Source organism: Pseudomonas sp. B14(2022) (assembly GCF_012030485.1).
Taxonomy (GTDB): domain Bacteria; phylum Pseudomonadota; class Gammaproteobacteria; order Pseudomonadales; family Pseudomonadaceae; genus Aquipseudomonas.
The window spans coordinates 267,747-287,056 of the sequence record NZ_JAAUVM010000002.1; the positions used below are offsets into that span (position 1 = coordinate 267,747).

The 19,310-nt window shown below is 58.7% G+C and carries 19 protein-coding genes and 5 pseudogenes; 17 read left to right on the forward strand and 7 right to left on the reverse strand.

All coding sequences use genetic code 11. The annotated features are described in order from the left end of the window. Nucleotides 1-30 precede the first annotated feature (30 nt). From ilvD to HCF10_RS04700, 8 genes are all read left to right on the forward strand, one after another. A complete protein-coding gene (ilvD, locus tag HCF10_RS04665; RefSeq protein WP_029291060.1) occupies nucleotides 31-1,740 on the forward strand; it encodes a dihydroxy-acid dehydratase in 1,710 nt (569 codons plus the stop codon). Beyond that, complete coding sequence (locus tag HCF10_RS04670; RefSeq protein WP_029291059.1) at nucleotides 1,740-3,023, forward strand: aconitase X; 1,284 nt, start codon at nucleotides 1,740-1,742, stop codon at nucleotides 3,021-3,023. The genes ilvD and HCF10_RS04670 overlap by 1 nt, the downstream gene beginning before the upstream one ends. Beyond that, nucleotides 3,020-3,514, forward strand: coding sequence for an aconitase X swivel domain-containing protein (locus HCF10_RS04675; protein WP_081041716.1), 495 nt, complete (start codon nucleotides 3,020-3,022; stop codon nucleotides 3,512-3,514). Before HCF10_RS04670 ends, HCF10_RS04675 begins: the two co-directional genes overlap by 4 nt. Before the next feature lie 91 nt (nucleotides 3,515-3,605). Then, nucleotides 3,606-4,883: an FAD-dependent oxidoreductase gene (locus HCF10_RS04680; protein ID WP_029291054.1), complete on the forward strand. Its 1,278-nt coding sequence runs from the start codon at nucleotides 3,606-3,608 to the stop codon at nucleotides 4,881-4,883. 79 nt (nucleotides 4,884-4,962) lie between these two features. Further along, a complete protein-coding gene (locus HCF10_RS04685) occupies nucleotides 4,963-6,327 on the forward strand; it encodes an MFS transporter (RefSeq protein WP_050492687.1) in 1,365 nt (454 codons plus the stop codon). A 127-nt stretch (nucleotides 6,328-6,454) separates the two neighbouring features. Beyond that, nucleotides 6,455-7,684, forward strand: a complete 1,230-nt coding sequence (locus tag HCF10_RS04690) for an OprD family porin (RefSeq protein ID WP_050492686.1) — start codon at nucleotides 6,455-6,457, stop codon at nucleotides 7,682-7,684. Nucleotides 7,685-7,736: 52 nt separating this feature from the next. Then, the gene (locus tag HCF10_RS04695; RefSeq protein ID WP_029291047.1) at nucleotides 7,737-9,101 is read left to right on the forward strand and encodes an MFS transporter; all 1,365 of its coding nucleotides are present in this window, start codon (nucleotides 7,737-7,739) and stop codon (nucleotides 9,099-9,101) included. A gap of 99 nt (nucleotides 9,102-9,200) precedes the next feature. Next, a complete protein-coding gene (locus tag HCF10_RS04700; protein WP_029291044.1) occupies nucleotides 9,201-9,689 on the forward strand; it encodes a MarR family winged helix-turn-helix transcriptional regulator in 489 nt (162 codons plus the stop codon). A gap of 21 nt (nucleotides 9,690-9,710) precedes the next feature. Here the strand turns inward: HCF10_RS04700 and HCF10_RS04705 are convergent. Continuing rightward, nucleotides 9,711-10,102: pseudogene (locus tag HCF10_RS04705) on the reverse strand (OprD family outer membrane porin); the annotation flags it as partial. Continuing rightward, nucleotides 10,103-10,252, reverse strand: a pseudogene (locus HCF10_RS04710) (IS5/IS1182 family transposase); the annotation flags it as partial. Nucleotides 10,253-10,311: 59 nt separating this feature from the next. On the opposite strand from HCF10_RS04710, the gene HCF10_RS31650 reads away from it, so the two are divergent. Continuing rightward, nucleotides 10,312-10,437: a hypothetical protein gene (locus HCF10_RS31650; protein ID WP_256588045.1), complete on the forward strand. Its 126-nt coding sequence runs from the start codon at nucleotides 10,312-10,314 to the stop codon at nucleotides 10,435-10,437. 47 nt (nucleotides 10,438-10,484) lie between these two features. Here HCF10_RS31650 and uxuA read toward each other — a convergent pair. Then, nucleotides 10,485-11,022: pseudogene (gene uxuA / locus HCF10_RS04715) on the reverse strand (mannonate dehydratase); the annotation flags it as partial. Between uxuA and HCF10_RS04720 the strand changes: the two are divergent. Then, a complete protein-coding gene (locus tag HCF10_RS04720) occupies nucleotides 10,960-11,238 on the forward strand; it encodes a transposase (protein WP_081041715.1) in 279 nt (92 codons plus the stop codon). The pseudogene uxuA and the gene HCF10_RS04720 overlap by 63 nt on opposite strands. Nucleotides 11,239-11,555: 317 nt before the next feature. On the opposite strand, the gene HCF10_RS31885 is transcribed toward HCF10_RS04720, so the two are convergent. Beyond that, nucleotides 11,556-12,059: a winged helix-turn-helix transcriptional regulator gene (locus tag HCF10_RS31885; protein ID WP_371923361.1), complete on the reverse strand. Its 504-nt coding sequence runs from the start codon at nucleotides 12,057-12,059 to the stop codon at nucleotides 11,556-11,558. Between HCF10_RS31885 and HCF10_RS04730 the strand changes: the two genes are divergently transcribed. After that, entirely contained in the window at nucleotides 12,039-12,902 is an 864-nt protein-coding gene (locus HCF10_RS04730; protein WP_081041713.1) for an SDR family oxidoreductase, read from the forward strand. The two genes, HCF10_RS31885 and HCF10_RS04730, sit on opposite strands and share 21 nt — an antisense overlap. A gap of 361 nt (nucleotides 12,903-13,263) precedes the next feature. Here HCF10_RS04730 and HCF10_RS04735 read toward each other — a convergent pair whose 3' ends face one another. Next, complete coding sequence (locus HCF10_RS04735; RefSeq protein WP_223271424.1) at nucleotides 13,264-14,043, reverse strand: DMT family transporter; 780 nt, start codon at nucleotides 14,041-14,043, stop codon at nucleotides 13,264-13,266. Here HCF10_RS04735 and HCF10_RS31160 point away from each other — a divergent pair. The 5 genes from HCF10_RS31160 (at nucleotide 13,949) to HCF10_RS31780 (ending at nucleotide 17,284) form a co-directional block, all read left to right on the forward strand. Beyond that, on the forward strand, nucleotides 13,949-14,164 hold the full coding sequence (locus HCF10_RS31160; RefSeq protein ID WP_223271429.1) for a hypothetical protein: 216 nt from the start codon (nucleotides 13,949-13,951) through the stop codon (nucleotides 14,162-14,164). The two genes, HCF10_RS04735 and HCF10_RS31160, sit on opposite strands and share 95 nt — an antisense overlap. 173 nt (nucleotides 14,165-14,337) lie before the next feature. Further along, nucleotides 14,338-14,955 (forward strand): TetR/AcrR family transcriptional regulator, encoded by a 618-nt coding sequence (locus HCF10_RS04740; RefSeq protein WP_050492684.1) that lies wholly within the window; start codon nucleotides 14,338-14,340, stop codon nucleotides 14,953-14,955. A 186-nt stretch (nucleotides 14,956-15,141) separates the two neighbouring features. Continuing rightward, nucleotides 15,142-16,449 carry a sulfite dehydrogenase gene (gene soxC / locus HCF10_RS04745; protein ID WP_223271406.1) on the forward strand — a complete coding sequence of 436 codons (1,308 nt, stop codon included), beginning with the start codon at nucleotides 15,142-15,144 and terminating at the stop codon, nucleotides 16,447-16,449. Between the two features lie 187 nt (nucleotides 16,450-16,636). Then, a complete protein-coding gene (locus HCF10_RS31890; RefSeq protein WP_237683056.1) occupies nucleotides 16,637-16,744 on the forward strand; it encodes a c-type cytochrome in 108 nt (35 codons plus the stop codon). A gap of 390 nt (nucleotides 16,745-17,134) precedes the next feature. Continuing rightward, nucleotides 17,135-17,284 carry a DUF6555 family protein gene (locus HCF10_RS31780; protein ID WP_317617121.1) on the forward strand — a complete coding sequence of 50 codons (150 nt, stop codon included), beginning with the start codon at nucleotides 17,135-17,137 and terminating at the stop codon, nucleotides 17,282-17,284. Nucleotides 17,285-17,614: 330 nt separating this feature from the next. Here HCF10_RS31780 and HCF10_RS31170 read toward each other — a convergent pair. Continuing rightward, nucleotides 17,615-17,831 (reverse strand): annotated as a pseudogene (locus HCF10_RS31170) (aldehyde dehydrogenase (NADP(+))); the annotation flags it as partial. Between HCF10_RS31170 and HCF10_RS04760 the strand changes: the two are divergent. Beyond that, nucleotides 17,818-18,544, forward strand: a pseudogene (locus HCF10_RS04760) (LysR substrate-binding domain-containing protein); the annotation flags it as partial. The pseudogenes HCF10_RS31170 and HCF10_RS04760 overlap by 14 nt on opposite strands. A gap of 232 nt (nucleotides 18,545-18,776) precedes the next feature. On the opposite strand, the gene HCF10_RS04765 reads toward HCF10_RS04760, so the two are convergent. Beyond that, nucleotides 18,777-19,295, reverse strand: a complete 519-nt coding sequence (locus HCF10_RS04765) for an SgcJ/EcaC family oxidoreductase (RefSeq protein ID WP_029291027.1) — start codon at nucleotides 19,293-19,295, stop codon at nucleotides 18,777-18,779. Nucleotides 19,296-19,310 lie beyond the last annotated feature (15 nt).

Here is a 19,310-nt window from a genome sequence, read left to right on the forward strand (position 1 = left end):
TGCCTACTTATAAAAATAACGGAGCGAATCATGCCCAAGACGTTGCGCAGTAATTTCCCCTACGGTTCCTATCTGTGGGCTGTGCGTGCCGCCCAATGGCGTGCCCTGGGGATTGACGAGAGCGAGCTGGAAAAGCCGAAGATCGCGATCGTCAACTCGTCGTCGAACCTGGCGATCTGCTTCAGTCACCTGGATGGCATCGCCGCCAAAATCAAGCAATCGATACGCGATGCCGGCGCCCTGCCCTTCGAAATCCGCACCGCCGCGCCCAGTGACTTCATCACCGGCGCCGGCGCGGGGGGCGCCTATATGCTGGCTGCCCGCGACCTCATCACCAACGATATCGAAGTGGCGGTCGAGGGTGCCCAACTCGATGGCATGATCTGCCTGGCTTCCTGCGACAAAACAGTCCCCGGCCAATTGATGGCCGCCGCCCGGCTGAATATTCCGACGTTGATCGTGGTGTGCGGGTATCAGCCCAGCGGCGAATACAATGGCCAGCACGTCGACATCGAAGATGTGTTCATCAGCTCCATGCACGTGGTCACCGGCAAACTCCCGGTCGAGGAACTGGTCGGCATGGCCCGCAATGCCATCAAGGGGCCGGGCGTCTGCTCGGGCATGGGCACCGCCAATTCCATGCACCTGGTGTGTGAAGCGTTGGGCATGGCCTTGCCCGGCAGTTCCCCCATCGCCGCCAACAGCCCGCAGATGTTCGATTTCGTGCACCAGGCCGGCAGACGCATTGTGGAAATGGTCGAGGAAGATCTCAAACCCCGCGATATCCTGACCCCCGGCGCCTTCGCCAATGCAGTGGCGACCATTCTTGCCGCCGGAGGCTCGGTCAATACCATCAAACACATGCAAGCAGTGGCCGCCGAAGGCGGGATCGACGTGGACGTCTACCAGCTCTTCAGGGAGCTGGGCAAACAAGTGCCGGTGCTGGTCGGCGTGCGGCCCGTGGGCGAACACAGCATCGAGCAAATGGAAGCCGCGGGCGGTGGTCGTGGCCTGCTCAAGCGCCTGGAGCCGCTGCTCCATGGCGATGTGCTGACCGTCACCGGCAAGACCCTGAGGCAAAACCTGGAGGGGGTCACCATCAGCGACGACGAGGTGATCCGCCCGCTGGACAAGCCTTTCGCCACCCTGCCGGCGATCGTGATGCTGCGCGGCAATATCGCGCCCCAGGCCGGCATCATCAAATACGGCATCGACCCGAGCAAGATGCGCCGGTTCAAGGGCCCCGCGATCTGTTTCGAACGCTCCGCCGACGCCATCGAAGCGTTGCAGGACGGGCGCATAAAACCCGGACACGTGGTGGTCATGCGCGGTGCCGGTGTACGCGGTGGCCCGGCCATGGGCGGCGGCGCTTCGAAAGTCGTGTTCGCCATTGACGGGGCCGGGCTGGGCGACCATGTGGCGATGCTGACCGACGGCCATCTCTCGGGGCTGGTCTGCAAAGGCCTGGTGGTGGCCGAGGTGTCCCCGGAGGCCGCCGTCGGGGGTCCGCTGGCGCTGGTGAAAGACGGCGACATCATCGACATCGACCTGGATCTGAACACCCTCGACGCCGCCATCAGCCCCAATGAAATGGATGCGCGCCGGGCCCGCTGGAAACCTTTGGCGCCGCAGTTCGGTGGCGGCTGGCTGGATATCTACCGCAACAACGTGTCCTCCATGGAACACGGCGCGGTGCTGATCAAGCCGCTCGACATCACTGTCTGCGGGGAGCAACCGTAATGAGATTGCGCGACGACGAGAAAGCCATGCTCGCCGGCGATCAAGGCCCGGCGGTGCAAAAAGCCATGGACCTGCTGGTGCGTTATGGGCAGGCCCTGGATGCGCAATGCCTGGTGGATACGCGCAATGTGGCCGGCACCATCGGTGCCACCACGCCCTTTTTGCGCCAGTACGCCGACCGCCAGGGCGGTATGGACGCAGTGTTCAGCGAGTTCAACCTCGACAGCGCCGAGGTGGTCGAGATTCCCAAGGTCAAGGTGTTCAGCAGCCACTTGCAACAGGGCATCGATCCTCGCCACGCCGAACGCCAGGGCATCTCGCAAGACGTGGTGCGCATTTATGAAACAGGCCAGGCCTACAGCAGCAGCCTGGGGGTGCAACCCTTGAACACCTGCACGCCCTACCAGGTCGGAAACGTGCCGGTTAAAGGCGAACACTGCGCGTGGATGGAATCTTCGGCGGTGATCTACATCAACTCGGTGCTCGGCGCCCGCACCAATGCCGAAGGCCGGGAAAGCACCGGCGCGGCCATGCTGACCGGCAAGATTCCGTATTGGGGCCTGCACATCGACGAGAACCGCCGCGGCACCCACCTGATCGAGCTGGCTATCGAGATCAGCACCACGGCCGACTGGGGCTTGCTCGGCTATTGGATCGGTGAGCAGGTGCAGGATCGCATCCCGGTGATCGAGGGCGTGAGCCACCAGCCCAACCTGGCGCGCCTCAAGCACTTCGGCGCGGCGGCGGCTTCCAGTGGCGGCGTGGAGATGTATCACCTGGTCGGGGTGACTCCCGAGGCGAACACCCGCGAACAGGCGCTTGGGGCGGCCCGGCCTTTAGCCACGCTGCGTTTCGGTGAGGCCGAACGGCGCTGGGCCTACGAGCACGTCAACATCACCGGGCGAGATGCCGAAGTCGATTTTGTGATGCTCGGTTGCCCACACTACAGCCTCGAACAGATCTGGGAAGTCTGCCAGTTGCTCGAAGGCCAGCGCCTGAGTCCGAATACCGAACTCTGGGTATTTACCGCCGCCTCGATCAAGCAATTGGCCGACGTCGCCGGCTACACCCGCATCATCGAGCAAGCCGGTGGACATGTGATGACAGACACCTGCTCGGCCATTGGCAAGGTGGTTCCCAAGGGCACCCGGGTGGCGGCAGTCGACTCGGCCAAACAGGCACATTACCTGCCGGCGATCATGGGTATCCAGGCCTGGTTCGGCACCACGGCCGATTGCGTCCAGGCAGCCATTGAAGGGCGCTGGAGAGGAGTATTGAAATGAACGAGACCTTCATGCTCAAAGGCCGCAAAGTCGTCGGCGGCCGTTTCGAAGGCGAAGCCCTGGTGACCCTTGACCGCATCTCGGGCTGGGGCGGCATCGACCCACGCAGCGGCACCGTCATCGAGACCCGCCACGAACTCAAGGGCATCAGTTTCGCCGGCAAAGTCCTGGTATTTCCCGGCGCCAAGGGTTCGTCCGGCTGGTCCTCGCAGTTCCATATCGCGCGCCTTGCCGGTGTGGCGCCCGGTGCCATGTTGTTCAACGAAATGACCGCGAAGATGGGCCTTGGCGCGGTGGTCGTACATGCACCGGCCATCACTGACTTCGATGAAAACCCGCTGTACCGGATCCGTACCGGGGACTGGGTGCGCGTCGATGCCGACGCCGGGACCGTCGAAGTGACCCCGCGTGAACGCCGTACCGATCAGCACGAAACACTACACCCGGTCGACCTCGACCCGGACCTGGACCGAACGCAGGACCAGCCGTAACCCGGATCCGCTTGCCGAAACAACCGTTTCCGTGGCCCAGGCTGACGGGCTCGGGGTCGGCTGCCCTTTTTTACACCTCGAAGGTAGTTTTATGGCTCATGTAATTCGCACGGTACGCCGTACCAGCGCTCCCACCGCCCAACGCCTGCAGGCTGACGTATGTATCGCCGGCGCTGGCATCTCGGGTATTTCCGCCGCTCTGGAAGCCGCTGCGCTCGGCAAGCGCGTGGTGCTGTTCGATGCGTTGCCGATGCTCGGCGGTCAGGCGGTCGGCTCGATCATCGGGACCTTTTGCGGGTTGTTTTCCAACGGCCCGAACCGCCAGCTGCTGACCCACGGCATTGCCGACGGCATTCTGCGCGACCTGGGCGCCTCGGGAGATTTGCACCACACCGTCGGTCCCTTGACCACCGTGGTTTATTACGACGAAGTCGCCCTGGGTCGCTGGATTGGCCAAAAGGTTCTCGACGCCGGCATCACGGTGATCCTCGGTGCGGTGCTGCGCGATGTAGTGCGCGAAGGTCCGCGGGTCCAGGAAGTCGAACTGGCCACCCGCTACGGCGATGTGCGCGTGGCGGCCAACGGCTTTATCGACGCCAGCGGCGATGCGGCGCTGGCCTGGAACGCCGGATTTGCCTGCCGAGAGCCGGACACGCCCATCTACGGCACCCAGATGTTCGTCCTTGAGCATATCGATGAAGCCCACCTGCCCACGCGTGCGCAGTTCACCGAACGGATCAAGCAACAGGCCAAAAGCTACGGTATAGAACGCGACGACGGCCTGTTCTTTCAGTTCCCCGGACGCGGCACGGCAGCGTTCAACATGACTCATATAGAAACGCCCCTGGATCCGATCGCCGCCTCCCACGTCGCGATCGCCGGGCGCCAGCAAGTGGATCAAGTGATCAACTTCCTCCAGTCGGAATACCCCGCGGCCTACGGCAAGGCCAAGGTGCGGGCATACGCACTGCCAGGTATTCGCCAGACCCGCTGGATTGTCGGTCATCATCACCTGACCACCGACGAAGTGCGCGCTGCGACGATGTTCCCGGACGCGGTAGCGCGCACCTCCTGGCCGGTGGAATTGCATGGCAACACCAGCGGCTATCAATGGGAACCCTTTGATGACGATCACATCCACAGTGTTCCGCTGCGTAGCATGCTGCCCGAGGGCAGCGATAACCTGGTGGTTGCCGGTCGCTGCATCGACGCCGATGCGGCCGCGCTGTCGAGTGTCCGCGTTATGGGCCCCTGTATCGCCATGGGCGCCGCTGCGGCCCATGCGCTGGACCTCGCCGGCCCCGGCGGCAGGGTGAGTGACATACCGTCCCAAGCGTTGCGCGAGCGGCTGGCGTTCAACCTGGAATAGGTTTCAAGCGGTTTGACGCGCCCACCGTGCAGACGGGGGCGCCACTCCAACAACAATAAGAATGCAGTGGAGAACGTACATGTCACAGTCCCGCACCCTGGATGTGGCGGCGCTCATAGAGGGCCGCAAACTGTCGCGCTTCAACTATGTGGTGATTCTGGTCTCGGTCCTGATCACCTTCCTCGATGGCTTCGATCTGCTGGTGCTGTCGCACACCGCTTCCTATATTGCCGACGAAGTCGGCCTGGACAAGATCCAGCTGGGCGAGATTTTCTCCATCGGCCTGCTGGGGATGATGCTCGGCGGATTCTTCTTCGGCTACCTGGGTGACCGCATCGGCCGACGCCCCACCATTATTTTTTCGACCTGCTCATTTGGTCTATTGACCTTGCTGTTTGCCGTGGCCAACAGCTATGAATCGCTGATGGTCCTGCGCTTTTTCAACGGCTTTGCGCTGGGCGCCATGCTGCCGTTGTGCTGGGCCTTGAACATCGAGTTCGTACCCAAGCGTTATCGCTCTACGGTGGTGACCATCATCATGGTCGGATTCAGTCTCGGCAGCGCGATGGCCGGCCCCCTGACCGTCTGGCTGGCGCCGCATATCGGCTGGCAGGGGGTGTTCGTGTTCGGCGGCGCGCTGACCATGGTAGCGAGCGTGTTGCTGTTTTTCACCCTGCCCGAATCGGTGCGTTTTCTGGCTAGCAAGCGCAAAGACCCGAGTAAAATCGCGGCGATTCTCAAGCGCATGGACCCAAGCCTGGATCTGCGGCCTGGCGACCGATTCGTCCTGCTGGACGAGCCGGATATCGGCGGCAAGGAATTTCGCGTCAGCCAGCTGTTCATCGGCCGCTTGAAATGGCTCACGCCGATGATCTGGCTGGGTTACTCCGCCAGTTCCATGGCCATGTACTTCCTCGCCTCCTGGAGCCCATTGGTTTATCAGTACGCAGGATTTGATCGTGCGACCGCTTCGTGGGTCAGCTCCATTGCCTCGTTCAGCGGCGCGATGGCGGGCTTGGCGATGATGCGATTCGTCGATACTCGCGGGCCCTACATGGTGATGATCTACCCGCTTTTGGCGTTGCCTTTCTTGCTGGTATTGGGCATCACCGGCATGCAGGGCACCGCGTTTCTCATGCTGAGCCTGATCGGCGCCGTGTTCGTCAAAGGCTCCCACTACGGCATCCTCAGCATTGCCGGGGTCTTCTACCCCAGCGCCATCCGCGCCAATGGCGCTGGCTGGGCCACATCCATCGCCAAGATCGGCTCGATCCTCGGCCCATTGCTGGGTGCATACGTACTCAACAGCGGCATGCCCGTGGTCAAGAGCTTCCTGGTCCTGGCTGCCTGCCCGGCCATACTGGCCGCCTGCGCATTCGCCATCGGGCATCTGACCCGTCACGACCTTGCAGAGAAACCTCTGCCCTCACCTGTACAAACGTGACCGGCATCCTCTGATCCGCAGCACCTGACCCACACAGGCCAACACAGGCCACACCGCGTCGTCACCGACGCGGTCAGGAAAAACTCGTCCTGAATAATCTTCATCCTTATCCTGAGACCAATAAAAAATGAACAGGAAGCTACCCTTCGTCACCGCACTGCTGCTCTGCTGCCACTTCGCCAGCGCCCAGGCAGACTTCCTCAAGGACAGCAGCGCGACGTTGACCACGCGCAACTTTTATTTGAATCGAGACTTCCGCCAGAGTGGCGCGCCACAGGCCAAGGCCGAGGAATGGACTCAGGGTTTCTTCGCCGAACTTCAATCTGGCTACACCGAAGGCACCGTTGGATTCGGCCTCGACGCCCTGGCTGAACTGGGCATCAAGCTCGATTCCGGCGCGGGTCGACGCGGCACCGGGCTGTTGCCCTATGGGCCCGACAGCAACCAGCCGGTGGATGATTACAGCGAACTGGGACTGACCGCAAAAATGCGCCTGTCGCAGTCCCAGCTCAATGTGGGCACCTTGATGCCGATCCATCCGCTGGCGTATTACAGCGATACCCGCTTGCTGCCCTCGACGTTCACCGGTGCTTACCTGACGTCGAGCGAAATCGACAACCTGACCGTCACCGCAGCGAGACTGACCGAAGCCAATGGCCGTGATTCATCCAGCAATGACGACATCAGCTACGCCGGCCAGGGCAGCGATCATCTGGACTTGCTCGGCGGCGACTACGCGATTGGCAAGAACCTGACCCTGCGCTACCACCAAGGTGAGCTGCAGGACATTTACCGCCAGCAGTTCGCCGGGCTGGTTCATGTATTGCCCTTGGGACAAGGCCTGAGCCTGCGTTCGGACCTGCGCTATTTCGACAGCACTGACATCGGCACCGGTAAGGCCGGGAAGATCGACAACCGCAACTTCAACGGCATACTCACCCTGACCGTCGGGGCCCAGCGATTCTCCGCCGCGTTCCAGCGCCTGTCGGGTGACAGCGTCTTTCCGGTGATCGACACCGGCACTCCTTTCGTGGCGAACCTTGTCACCTACAACACCTTTACCAAAGCCAACGAGAAGTCCTGGCAACTGCGTTACGAATATGACTTCGCCGCGCTCGGCGTACCCGGCCTGACATTCATGACGCGCTATGTGAAAGGCAGCGATATCCGCACCAGTACGGTCAGCGACGGCAGTGAGTGGGAACGCGATACCGACCTGACCTACGTGATCCAGAGCGGAACGCTGGAGGGGCTGAACCTGCGCTGGCGCAACGTCACTTATCGATCCGGCGATGGCCTGACCCAGCAGCTCGATGAGAACCGCCTGATCGTCGCTTACAGCTGGAAATTGTGGTGAGCCCGGCACGCCGGGACCTGTCCGCTTACCTCTTATTGTGTGGAGAATACCCATGATTGCGTCACGCGCCATCGATGTCGCCGCCTTGATAGAGGGGCGCAAACTGTCGAGCTTCAACTACGTGATCATCTGCGTGTCCGTGCTGATCACCTTTCTCGACGGGTTTGACCTGCTGATGCTGTCCCATACCGCCGCCTATATGGCCGACGAGATCGGACTGAGCAAGTTGCAGCTGGGCAATATTTTTTCAATTGGCTTGTTCGGCATGATGTTGGGTGGATTCTTTTTCGGTTACCTCGGTGACCGGATCGGCCGCCGTCCGACCATCATCCTGTCCACCGCCGCCTTCGGCCTGATGACCTTGCTGTTTACCCTCGCCGACAGCTACACCTCGTTGCTGGTGTTGCGATTTCTCAACGGCTTCGCCCTGGGTGCCATGCTGCCGCTGTGCTGGGCCTTGAATATCGAGTTTGTGCCCAAGCGCTACCGCGCAAGCGTGATCACTATCATCATGGTCGGTTTCAGCCTCGGCGGCGCCGTCGCCGGCCCCTTGACCGTATGGATCGCGCCTCACTATGGCTGGGCCAGCGTGTTCGCCCTGGGCGGCATCGCGACCTTGCTCTCCAGCGTGCTGTTGTTTTTCACCCTGCCGGAATCGGTACGGTTTCTGGTCAGCAAGCACAAGCATCCAGAAGCCGTGGAGCGGATCCTCAAGCGTCTGGATCCGGGCATAGAGATACGCCCCGGGGACCGGTACTTTCTTGCCGATGAAATCGATATCGGCGACCAGCCATTTCGCGTCGGACAGCTGTTCATCGGCAAACTCAAATGGATCACCCCCATGATCTGGATCGGCTTCGGCGCCAGTTCCATGGCCATGTACTTTCTCGCGTCGTGGAGCCCGCTGGTTTACCAGTATGCGGGCTTCGACCGGGCGACCGCCTCCTGGGTGAGCTCCTTCGCCTCGTTCAGTGGAGCCATGGCCGGGCTGATACTGATGCGCGTTGTCGACACCCGGGGGCCTTATGCGGTGATGATCTATCCGCTATTGTCGCTCCCCTTCCTGCTGGCCCTGGGTATCGGCGACCTACAGGGCAACGCCTTCATTGTGCTGAGCCTGATCGGGGCGATTTTTGTCAAGGGCAGCCACTATGGCATCACCAGCATCGCCGGGATTTTCTATCCCAGCGCCATTCGCGGCAACGGCGCGGGGTGGGCGGCCTCGATGGGCAAGATCGGTTCGGTGTGCGGACCATTACTCGGCGCCTATGTGCTCAACAGCGGCATGCCCGTGGTGAAGAGCTTCGCGATTTTAGCCCTATGCCCTGCAGTACTTGGGGTGTGTGCCTATACCATGGCGCGTATCGATAGACGCTCGACCGTGGAAGCCGAGCATTTGAGCCCCTCGCCACCCTAGAGATTAGACACGGCCGGGAGGTGATGGTAGCCATCGGCCGATAACCTCGGCAAACTAGATAGCTTTCTTAACTTCATTTGCGCAAGGACTCCACTTTCAATGGCCAAGCCGTCCAACATCGCCGACGTGAGTGAGGTGCTTTCCGAGGGCAGCGAGGTGCAGGCGCCGCTGGATTCGGCCCTGGACGAGCTGATCGGTTATGCCATGCGTCGCGCCCAGCTCAAGCTGTTCCAGAACCTGATCGGTCGGCTCTCGGCCCACGACCTGCGCCCTGCGCAATTCTCGGCCCTGGCGATCATCGACCAGAACCCCGGCCTGATGCAGGCCGATCTGGCCCGGGCCCTGGCCATCGAGCCACCCCAGGTGGTGCCGTTGCTGAACAAGCTGGAAAGCCGCGCCCTGGCGGTACGGGTGCGCTGCAAGCCGGACAAGCGCTCTTATGGGATCTTCCTCAGCAAGACCGGCGAGACCCTACTCAAGAAGCTCAAGGAAATCGCCGCACAGAGCGACCTCGACTCCACTGCCGCCTTGGACGGTCGGGAACGTGAAGAACTGCTGCGCTTGCTGAAGAAGGTGTATCAGGACTGACAGCCGCTCATAGAGCGGCGCTTACCAGATCGGCAAGGTGTAGAGCACCAGGAAGCGGGTCTGGTTTTCATCGCGAAAGGCTGCGCCGCCAGCTCCATCTGGAACTCGCGTTCCTTGCGATCTTTGGCATTGAAGGCCACCAGCTCGATATTGTCGCCGCGTACATAACGCAACCGGCTCTTGAAGCCTGGCACGCCGGCCGCCGCGAAGTCGTAGTCGTAGATCGCTTGCCAGGTGCGTTCCTTGGCATTGAGAAAGTCCGAACTCATGGTCAGTTCGCTCATGCCCATCAATTCGGTCCCGGATATGTACGGCGTCGCCGTGTCCCCCGTGGAATGCATGTGACCCAAGCTGAAACGATGCCCACCCAGGCGGTAGCCGAACAGTGCCGAGAGATTACGGTTGTCGACCTGCCGTCGCAGGTTCTGCGCCGCACCTGCCAGCGTGAATTCACCCGTCGCGCCACTCATGCCTCGTAGCGGCATACGATCCAATTTCAGGATGCGCTTGAAGTGGACAAACAACATTTCGACCTTTTTACGTTCGTGGCGAGAGCTCCGATATGCCGGCGTTCTTGAGGCGCCTCTGCCGATCTGCGATCACTCAAAATAGGCCCGTGTTTATGATTACCGTCGACGCCAGCGACCTCACTCGCCTGGCCTTGCAAGAAGCCGGAGCGACGGCCGTATTGACCAAGCCAATCAACGTACCGGCATTGGAGCCGGAAAAAATCATCGCCGCCCGGTAGGACGGGCAGTAAACGCTCGCGCTTACCGCCCGTTCAGGCCTGAGCGATCAGTTCAACTGTTGCCGCATGGCCAACTCGACGCCGCGAATCTCTGCCAGCCCCTTGAGGCCACCGATCAGCGAATAGCCCGGGTTGCTTTTACGGTGCTGGTCGTCGAGCAGTTGATTGCCCATGGTCAGGACGCAACGGCAAGCGTGGGGCCCCTTCACGTTCCCGCCTGCGCTCTTCCGCCACCAGGGCACCAATGACCCCGACCATGTCGACATCGCCCCCCAGATGATGAGCTTCGTGGAAGCTGCGCGGGTCGGCCTCACGGCGGGTTGAGCGCAGGTGTGTGAAGTAGATGAACGGCGCGAAGTGCTTGGCCATCGCCACCAGGTCATTGTCTTCACGCACGCCATAAGAGCCGGTGCAGAACGTCAGGCCATTGGCGGCGCTGGGGGCAGCGTCCAGCAACCACTGGGCATCTTCGGCGGTAGACAGGATGCGCGGCAAGCCAAGCAGCGCACGGGGTGGATCGCCATGCGTACGCCCACCTCGATATTTGGCAATGCCCGCTACGGCATGCAGTCGGTGATTCCTCAGCGCAAGATGCATAATAAACCCGGTCCAGGCATACCTCGGCTGTGTGAGGGGCCTCAGTACAAAAAACGTAACGCTATTGAGCAATTGTTCAGTTTGCTCAAGGAAGAACGTCGGATCTGTACGCGCTACGCCGAACTGGCCAGCAGCGTTAAGGTCATGGTCACACTGGCCTGCATCGAAAGATGTTTGTGGGCCGGCTCTTCAGACAAGCCCTAGACTTTTGCCTTGACGTATTGCTAAGGCTGTCCGGCCTCCGCCTCCACAAGACAGATATACGGATCTGCAGGAGAACCCCACCTGAGCTCGTCCAAAAAGGGATTCTGGGTGTAGATATTGACAAATGCCCTGGTGCGCTAGGACCTAGCCATAGTGGCACTTACACCGCCCCATATTTTGAATAATGAGTGAATCCGGCCAACCGGATTATACATGAACAACGATAGCGTTTAGGCCGAGCCCTGTTCGCGAACAGTTTAAGGGGCAGAGCAAACGCTGAGATCCAAAGAAGTCACGACGGCCACTATATTTGCCTATCACCTCTTCAGCGACCGCCTTGGTATCGCCGTCTCAGTATCAGCAGGCGCGTGCTCAGGATCATTTTCGAGAGAAATTTCATCCGGAACCAAGTCCCCCCACCTGCGCATTGCCTCTAACACGTCACGTAACTCTTGCCCCAGAGGAGTGAGCTCATACATGACCCGAGGAGGCGTTTCTGCGTATGCAGTACGTGTAACTAATTTGTGGCGTTCGAAGCCTTTTAAACGGTGCGTCAATGTATGAGCGCTAATACCCGGCAAAGCTTGTTTTAGTTGGGTAAAACGCAATGGTCCGCCCAGTAACTCTCTCACGATCAAGGTGGCCCATGGCCCCTCAAGCAGGGCAAGAAAACGAGCGACACCACAGCAAGGACTATTTTTTTGCTTCATGCTAAAGAATCTTCCAATAGTGCATTTGACGTAACCAACCGTGGTAATAGATCTTGGTTTCTCGCTATCAAATCGCAACGAGGTAAGTAAATGAGTCGCTATATTGTCCATGGCGCCAACGGAGCACAAGGTGCCCCGCTTCTAAAACGCCTGATTCATTCCGGCCATAATGCGATAGCTGCTGCTCGCAACACGGACTCTGTCAAAGGTATGCCTTGCGTTAAGGTTGACAATACATCGGTAGCCTCGCTAATTGTGGCTTACAAAGAGGCCAAGGGTGTTTTCATTCATCTGCCTGTAGCGGCTGAGGCAGAACGCTTCATTCATGCACAAAATATTGCAGAAGCGATCAAACAAACTAAGCCTGACAGAGTAATCATCTCAACCAGTGGCTGGGTAGTGGATAACCCTGCCTCCCCGCTACAAAATCCACCGAGCAGTGCTATCGCGGAACTGATTCGAGGTGTACAAGAATCAGGTGTGTCATTTGCAGTAGTGGCGCCACGATTATTTTTTGAGAATCTACTCAATCCTCTCGTCTTGGATGCTGTTAAATCAGAAGGCGTTCTTCGATACCCCATCCGAGCGGACTACCCTGTGTCCTGGTGTTCACATCTGGATGTTGCTGAGGTCGCGGAAAAACTGTTCACCGACACCACGGTTACAGGCTTGGTCGGTGTAGGTCAATCGCCAGCGATCACTGGAGAACAGCTCGCTGAAGGCTTCGAACGGTACCTGAAACGTCCGGTAGCGTTCAGCAGCGTGGAGCCGCAGGCCTTCGGCGACATGATTGCGCCCCTGTTCGGAGCAGATGCTGCAGCTGGAGTTGTTGCCGCCTATGTAGCTCAAGCAAATGCTTCTGCGAATGCCATTACAGGTAATACCAGCGCTCAACTTCAATTGGCCTTAACACCTCGCACGGTGGATCAGTGGCTAGCCGAAATCTCTGCTTGACTGCCACTCTTTTGAAGCGCCAGGGCGGTAATACGCCCTGGTTAAGCGATTGGCTAGTCCCGCAGTACTGCCTTGGTACCAAAATACTGAGCGGCGTTGGGGTTTTCTGGCTGCTGAGAAGCCTTAGCGCTTTCCGATCCCGCCCCCATTAATCATATCGCTTGTTACCGCCCCATTTAAATCTAAAGAATTTCTTTTCTTGCCAAAGCAGGAAAAGGCTTAATTCTGGACTTGTCTTTGAAGGGCATCAAGGGCCAAGAGAATGATCCAACCTCATGAGCTCGGCCCATAGCCAATCGAACAACTACTCATCAGGTTAAAAGCAGCAGTGATTTTCCTCAGCATCGTCATCCGGTGACAACTAGCCGTGCTGTTTGCCGCTCAGCACCAACGCAATCCCCCCCAGCACAGCGACGGATGCCAACACCATCCTTACGCTTAGGCTTTCCCCCAGAAAAATGATACCAGCCAGCGAAGCCAGGATGGGCACGCTCAATTGCACCGTCGCGGCTTGAAGCGCTGCAAGATTACGCACCGCGACGTACCAGACCGCGTAGCCCACGCCCGACGCCAGCGCGCCGGAAAGAACCGCATAAAATATCCCCAGCAGATCCCAACGCAGCGCTGAGAGAAACGGCAAACTTGCAATCAAGACCAGGGGAATCGAGCGCAGGAAATTGCCGGCTGTGGTTGCCAGCGGATCGGCGACAGTTTTGCCAAGCAGTGAATAGATCCCCCATGCCACCCCCGATAACAGCATCGTGAGTGCGCTAACGGGGTCAGGGGCGGCTGCGCCTGGAAGCAGCAGACAGACCAAGCCAGCAATTGCCAATACAAACCCAACGATTGCCCGCGTGTGCATCCGCTCGCCTTTGAACATGCCGTACAGAACCATGCTCAGCTGAACCGCGCCAAACAGCAGCAATGCCCCCGTCCCGGTCTCCAAATGACGGTACGCGAAGGAAAAAGCGAAGACGTAAACGAACAAGGCAGCGGCCCCCTGCCAACTGCCTTTGCCTATGGTTGAGGTCCGCCTCAAGGCACACATGAGCCATAACACCAAGGCCCCGCTGGCCAGTCGGACAACGCTGAAACTCGCAGCATCAATGTCGGTGTGCTTAAGCGCCAGGCGGCACAGCAAGGAGTTCGCGGCAAAGGCGAGCATGGCGAAACAGATCATCGCGATCAATGTTGCCGAGGCTGAAGAGCTGGAAGCCTTCGTTACGGGGTTGCTTATTGTCATGGTCGATCCCAATGCCTAGGCAGGCTCTCAGAACTCTTGACGCCACCGCGCCCTTAAAAACACGTTAAACGCCTCTGTACCGATCGGTCAATACAGCTATCTTCCTGCGACTATGGGATGAGCTTCTCCCGTCTGTATCCTTCAACGCGTACGCATGGGTATGATTGACGCTCAACCGCTTGGAATTGACCCATGGGAAAAAAGAACGCCGTCGTCGCTGCCGAACCTGCTGAAACAAGCACTAAAGAGCGGATACTGAAGATCGCTGCGCAGCTGTTCTCGACGCGCGGGTTTCACGCGACCGGCATGGCTGAGTTGGAAAAAGCCACTGGCCTGGCTCGAGGCGCGCTGTATTACCACATTGGCAGCAAGGAAGAGTTACTGTTCGAAATCACCAGCCGGTATTTGCGGGTGCTCATCGCAGAAGGTACGCCCCTGTGCGAGAGCGACCAGCCTGCAGAAGATAAATTTCGCCAATTCTCGGCCATCGTGATGCGCACGATTGTCACCCACCTGGCCGAAATGACGGTGTGTTTTCGAGAAGTGTATTCCGTCATTGGCGAGCGCCAGACCGAGTTACTCGACCTGCACCGCCAATATGAAAAGCTCTGGTCGCAAATCCTCAAGGCTGGCGTGAGCGAGGGGACCTTCCGTACATCTGACTCGTTGTCGGTGAAGGCTATTCTTGGCATCCACCACTACAGCTATCTGTGGATCAAGCCCGGTGGCCCGCGCTCTCCGGAATCCATCGCGACGTTCTTTTGCGACACCCTCCTGCCCGGACTGAAGGTTGAGCCACGCCTGGCTTGACTATGATCAGCGGCGCTTCAAATGCGCCGCATCCTTCGACCTCCTCCTCATTCACGGCCCATCACCGATGGTTGTCCTTGTGACTGGACCACGCGCGTTTTTCGTTCTAGGCTAGCTACAGACCGACCGATCAGTCTACTGACTTGCCGTTGGGTCCATCCCGACAAAGAACCAGAGGGAAAAACAATGACAAAAAAATCCATGGTCCCCACCAAGCAAGACGCGCCTCGGACATCGTTGGCTCGCAGGGATTTCCTGATAAAAAGCGGGGCCGTTATCGGCACTGCCGCCTTTGCTCTGGGTGATAGCGCCCTCATCAACGCCGAGACGACCAATAGCGTCCCTCTTGATTCGAACCTGCCCCTTGAAGTCCCGCAATGGACCCGCAGTCTTGGCGCTCCCACGGCGAGCCCTTACGGCAAACCTTCAACGTTCGAAACCAAAGCCGTCAGGAATCTATATCCCGGCCTGAAGGACACGATGTCCGCCTACAGCACCTCCCCACTTCAAGAACTGGACGGCATCATTACGCCGAACGGCCTGTTCTATGAGCGCCACCACGCGGGCGTCCCGCAAATCGATCCGGCGGAACACCGGTTGGTGATCCATGGCCTCACCGAAACAGCCTTGATCTTTACCGTGGATGAGATACGCCAATTCCCCGCCGTGTCACGGGTGCACTTCATGGAGTGTTCGGGCAATCCATCGTTTCTACCACCCTGGGGTAAAACCGCAGCCGAAGTGAGCGGCCTGGTGAGTTGCGCTGAGTGGACGGGTGTTACCCTGAAAACTTTGCTGGATGAAACCGGGCTGAAGCCGCAAGCCAAGTGGATCATCGCCGAAGGGGCGGACGGCGCGGCAATGACTCGCAGCATTCCCATCGAGAAATGCCTAGACGATGTGATGGTCGTCTACAGCCAGAACGGCGAGCGCCTAAGGCCGGAACAGGGCTACCCGCTGCGCCTGTTTGTACCCGGCTACGAGGGCAATACTCACATCAAATGGCTGCGCCGACTTCACGTCACCGACGCGCCCGCCTACAGCCGGGAAGAAACCGCCAAATACACCGACTTGATGGCCGATGGCAAAGCCCGGAAGTTTTCCTTTGTTATGGAATGCAAATCGCTGGTCACCTACCCCTCAGGCACCCAGAAACTGACGCGCAAGGGTCTGCATGAGATGCGTGGCATCGCCTGGAGCGGACACGGCAAAATTACCCGCGTTGACGTTTCCATCGATGGCGGCGACAACTGGACGCAAGCCAGGTTACAGGAGCCTATTCTGACCAAGGCACTGACCGCCTTCAGGGCCCCTTTCGAATGGAAAGGCCAAGAGTTGATGATCATGAGCCGCGCCATCGACGAGACCGGGTATGTGCAACCGATGCTGGAACAGTTGATCGATGAACGCGGCAAGGTCTCTTTCTATCACAACAACTCGGTGCAACCGTGGCGCGTGTCCAGCAGTGGGGAGGTGACCAATGGACGGGCTTAAAAAGGGTTCGTTCCTGCTGGGATTGTTTTGCGCCTGCACATTAACCTGTGTCGCCGCCCAACCCAAGTACGGGTTAGGCACAAGCGCTACGGACGCACAGATCGCCAGTTGGAACATCGACGTGGCACCCGACGGGAAAGCGTTGCCACCGGGAAGCGCCACGGTAGCGGACGGTGAAAAGGTTTATATGAATAACTGCCTCGCCTGTCATGGTCTAAAACTCGAAGGCGGCATTGGCCCGGCATTGGCAGGAGGTATGGGTCCCTCACCACTGACAAACCACTTAAGACGGTAGGCAGTTATTGGCCTTATGCGACGACCCTCTTTGACTACATCCGTAGGGCAATGCCTTTCCAGTCTCCCCAGTCGCTAACCAATGACCAAGTGTACGCGGTAACCGGTTACGTCTTGCACGTCAACAAACTGCTTGACGCTAATGCGACTGTCGATGCAGCAACCTTGGCCGCCATAAAAATGCCAAATCGAGATGGCTTTTTCATCGATGACAGGCCTGACAGCAAAGCGATCGACTGTATGTCCAACTGTTTGAAAGTCCATTAGCAGGTGTGCCGGCCTCACACGCAATCGATGACCGCAACGTGATCTATCGCCAGCGCCTGGACACTATCGTCCAGGCGCATTAAGCAAGCGATAGGTTTGAGGTAACGTGTCAACTGGCGGCAATGTGCGACAAGCGCGGCACAGGACCGACTGCAATGTAGGCATTGCCCCCAATCCGCAGCCAGACCGTTCACCAATGAAGATGGTTTCAAAGCCTCATGCTGAAAAGAACGGCGTCACTGATGTCGCATGGCGAGTGAACGGAACTCAGTAGCTTCAGGCTTAAATCCTGAATTCTATCTGAAATATCAGTCTTTTTGCCGAGCAGTGAAGTCTCCTTGACAGGCGTGGGTCCGGGGTCACGGCGTAGCGACTGGGAATATTGAATTTCGGCCCAAGCACCGTCCAGTGCCGAGATAGACTCGTCAAGCAGCAACAACGCGGGAACGGAGTTCCAGTTCGCGAATACTGGCGAAGCGTGGGCGCTTCCCTCCAGAAAACGAGTAGTTGGAAGCTCTCCAGCAAACAGCAAACGGCACCTTGTCATTCAAGACATAAACGACTTTTAAGCCTCCGTAACCCAAACCCGTCTTTATGAGCAGGCTTAGTCACTCATCTCTCCATCCGCTAACCGTCGAATCCCAAGCGGATTAGTGTTCTGCAATGCCTGAGGCAACAACGCATCCGGAATAATTCTGAAAACACACCGACGCCAGAAAGCGATCAACGGCCAGCGAACCCACCGACGTCCCCCGCGAATCGGACGTCGCTGGATACGGTCCGCCGTGTGCCATCGCCTCGCACACCTCCACCCGGTTCGGAGAAACCGTCATTTACTCCGCGTGCGTGGTCTTCACTGAACTCAGCGGTATGCGCGAAGAACTGGTGGCGCTCGAATCCGGCAACATCGGCCGGGTGGCAGTCGGCGCTATCCCGGCGCTGGCTTCGGGCCTGCTGACCCGCACCATCGCCACGTTGAAACAAAGCCACCCACGGTTGTCCATGAGCATTCAGGTCGACACCAGCGACGTGCTCGTGCAGGCGCTGCTGCAGGATCAGTTGGACATCGTGCTGGGACAATTCCAGCCGGTGCCCGCGCCGAAGAATTGCTCTTCGACAACCTCGGCGAAGAGGCTTTGTGCGTGATTTCGGGGGCACAGCATCCTTTGGCGAAAGCGACGCACCTGAGTTGGGCCGAATTGCAGAGCATTTCCTGGGTGTTGCAACAACATCCGAGCCCGATGCACGCAATCACAATCAGGTGTTCCACTACGCCCGGGTCGACATCCCCAGCAGCATCGTCGAAACCACATCAATCATGACCTTGCTTTCATTGATCCAAAAAACCGACATGCTCGGTGTGACGCCGGTTTCGGTGGTTGAGGATTATCCCGGTCGGGACTTGTTAGCTGTTTTGCCGATCAAGTTCGAAGCTCGCTTGCCACCGTACGGTTTGATCACTCGTCGGCATCGAATCCAGTCGTCGGCCACGCAGGCGTTCATGAGCTCGGTACGGGCAGACCACGCACGTTGAACTAGAACCAAAGCCGTTCGCTGTTCTGCTAGACGTGATCTACCAACAGAACGTGTTTGCCCCGGCCGTCAAACCGCGCGACGGTGTTGTCGAAAATGCCGAACTCCATACCCTATTCTTCGGCGCAATAGCGTTGCGCATTGCGGTCGCGGCGGAACGGTTGCCGCAAGTGTTCGAACTCTTGTGAATCAATGTCCACCCCCGCGAGGGTAGTGGACACTTTTATAAAGCTTTAATGCTTGGCGTGTTTCACCCGTACTTCCGGCATGGCCGAAGAGTGATGGTTGAGAATCTTCCACTGCCCCCCGACCTGCTCGTAGACGAAAGTGTAGCGTGCCTGCACGTGACGGATCTTACCGTCCGCCTCGGTCAGGGTGAACGTGTACACACCACTGTCCATGGCCACGTTGCTGCCCAACTGGCGGATCTCGCGGTAGTTGATCTGCCCAACAGGCTTGAGCGCCATGAAATGTTCAAAGTAGTCTTTGATCTGCGCTGGCGTAGTGCGTACCTGGTTGGACACGGTTGGCTGCAACACGGCGCCCGGCGCATACAAGTCGACCACTTTTTGTACGTTACCGGTCTGCAATGTGCTGTTCCAACGGTCAAACAAACCGGCAATCTCTCGGTCTTTCACATTCGCAGGCGCTTGCGCAGTATCACGGTAGACATAGGGTGCCGTCTCGGCAGCCTGAACAAACGGTGCGCTCAAGGCGAAAATCAGGGCGATCGATGCAGTTTTAAATTTCATTGCGATACTCCAGTG

What these genes read in the sequence shown, in the direction of transcription:
- HCF10_RS04675 (WP_081041716.1), top strand. Translation starts at nt 3,020, where the DNA reads ATGAACGAGACCTTCATGCTCAAAGGCCGCAAAGTCGTCGGCGGCCGT.
- HCF10_RS04720 (WP_081041715.1), top strand. Translation starts at nt 10,960, where the DNA reads ATGCGTACGCCCACCTCGATATTTGGCAATGCCCGCTACGGCATGCAG.
- soxC (WP_223271406.1), top strand. Translation starts at nt 15,142, where the DNA reads ATGACAAAAAAATCCATGGTCCCCACCAAGCAAGACGCGCCTCGGACA.
- ilvD (WP_029291060.1), top strand. Translation starts at nt 31, where the DNA reads ATGCCCAAGACGTTGCGCAGTAATTTCCCCTACGGTTCCTATCTGTGG.
- HCF10_RS04740 (WP_050492684.1), top strand. Translation starts at nt 14,338, where the DNA reads ATGGGAAAAAAGAACGCCGTCGTCGCTGCCGAACCTGCTGAAACAAGC.
- HCF10_RS04690 (WP_050492686.1), top strand. Translation starts at nt 6,455, where the DNA reads ATGAACAGGAAGCTACCCTTCGTCACCGCACTGCTGCTCTGCTGCCAC.
- HCF10_RS04765 (WP_029291027.1), bottom strand. Translation starts at nt 19,295, where the DNA reads ATGAAATTTAAAACTGCATCGATCGCCCTGATTTTCGCCTTGAGCGCA.
- HCF10_RS31885 (WP_371923361.1), bottom strand. Translation starts at nt 12,059, where the DNA reads ATGGACAATATAGCGACTCATTTACTTACCTCGTTGCGATTTGATAGC.
- HCF10_RS31890 (WP_237683056.1), top strand. Translation starts at nt 16,637, where the DNA reads ATGAATAACTGCCTCGCCTGTCATGGTCTAAAACTCGAAGGCGGCATT.
- HCF10_RS04730 (WP_081041713.1), top strand. Translation starts at nt 12,039, where the DNA reads ATGAGTCGCTATATTGTCCATGGCGCCAACGGAGCACAAGGTGCCCCG.
- HCF10_RS04685 (WP_050492687.1), top strand. Translation starts at nt 4,963, where the DNA reads ATGTCACAGTCCCGCACCCTGGATGTGGCGGCGCTCATAGAGGGCCGC.
- HCF10_RS31650 (WP_256588045.1), top strand. Translation starts at nt 10,312, where the DNA reads ATGATTACCGTCGACGCCAGCGACCTCACTCGCCTGGCCTTGCAAGAA.
- HCF10_RS31160 (WP_223271429.1), top strand. Translation starts at nt 13,949, where the DNA reads ATGAGCCATAACACCAAGGCCCCGCTGGCCAGTCGGACAACGCTGAAA.
- HCF10_RS04695 (WP_029291047.1), top strand. Translation starts at nt 7,737, where the DNA reads ATGATTGCGTCACGCGCCATCGATGTCGCCGCCTTGATAGAGGGGCGC.
- HCF10_RS04670 (WP_029291059.1), top strand. Translation starts at nt 1,740, where the DNA reads ATGAGATTGCGCGACGACGAGAAAGCCATGCTCGCCGGCGATCAAGGC.
- HCF10_RS04680 (WP_029291054.1), top strand. Translation starts at nt 3,606, where the DNA reads ATGGCTCATGTAATTCGCACGGTACGCCGTACCAGCGCTCCCACCGCC.
- HCF10_RS04700 (WP_029291044.1), top strand. Translation starts at nt 9,201, where the DNA reads ATGGCCAAGCCGTCCAACATCGCCGACGTGAGTGAGGTGCTTTCCGAG.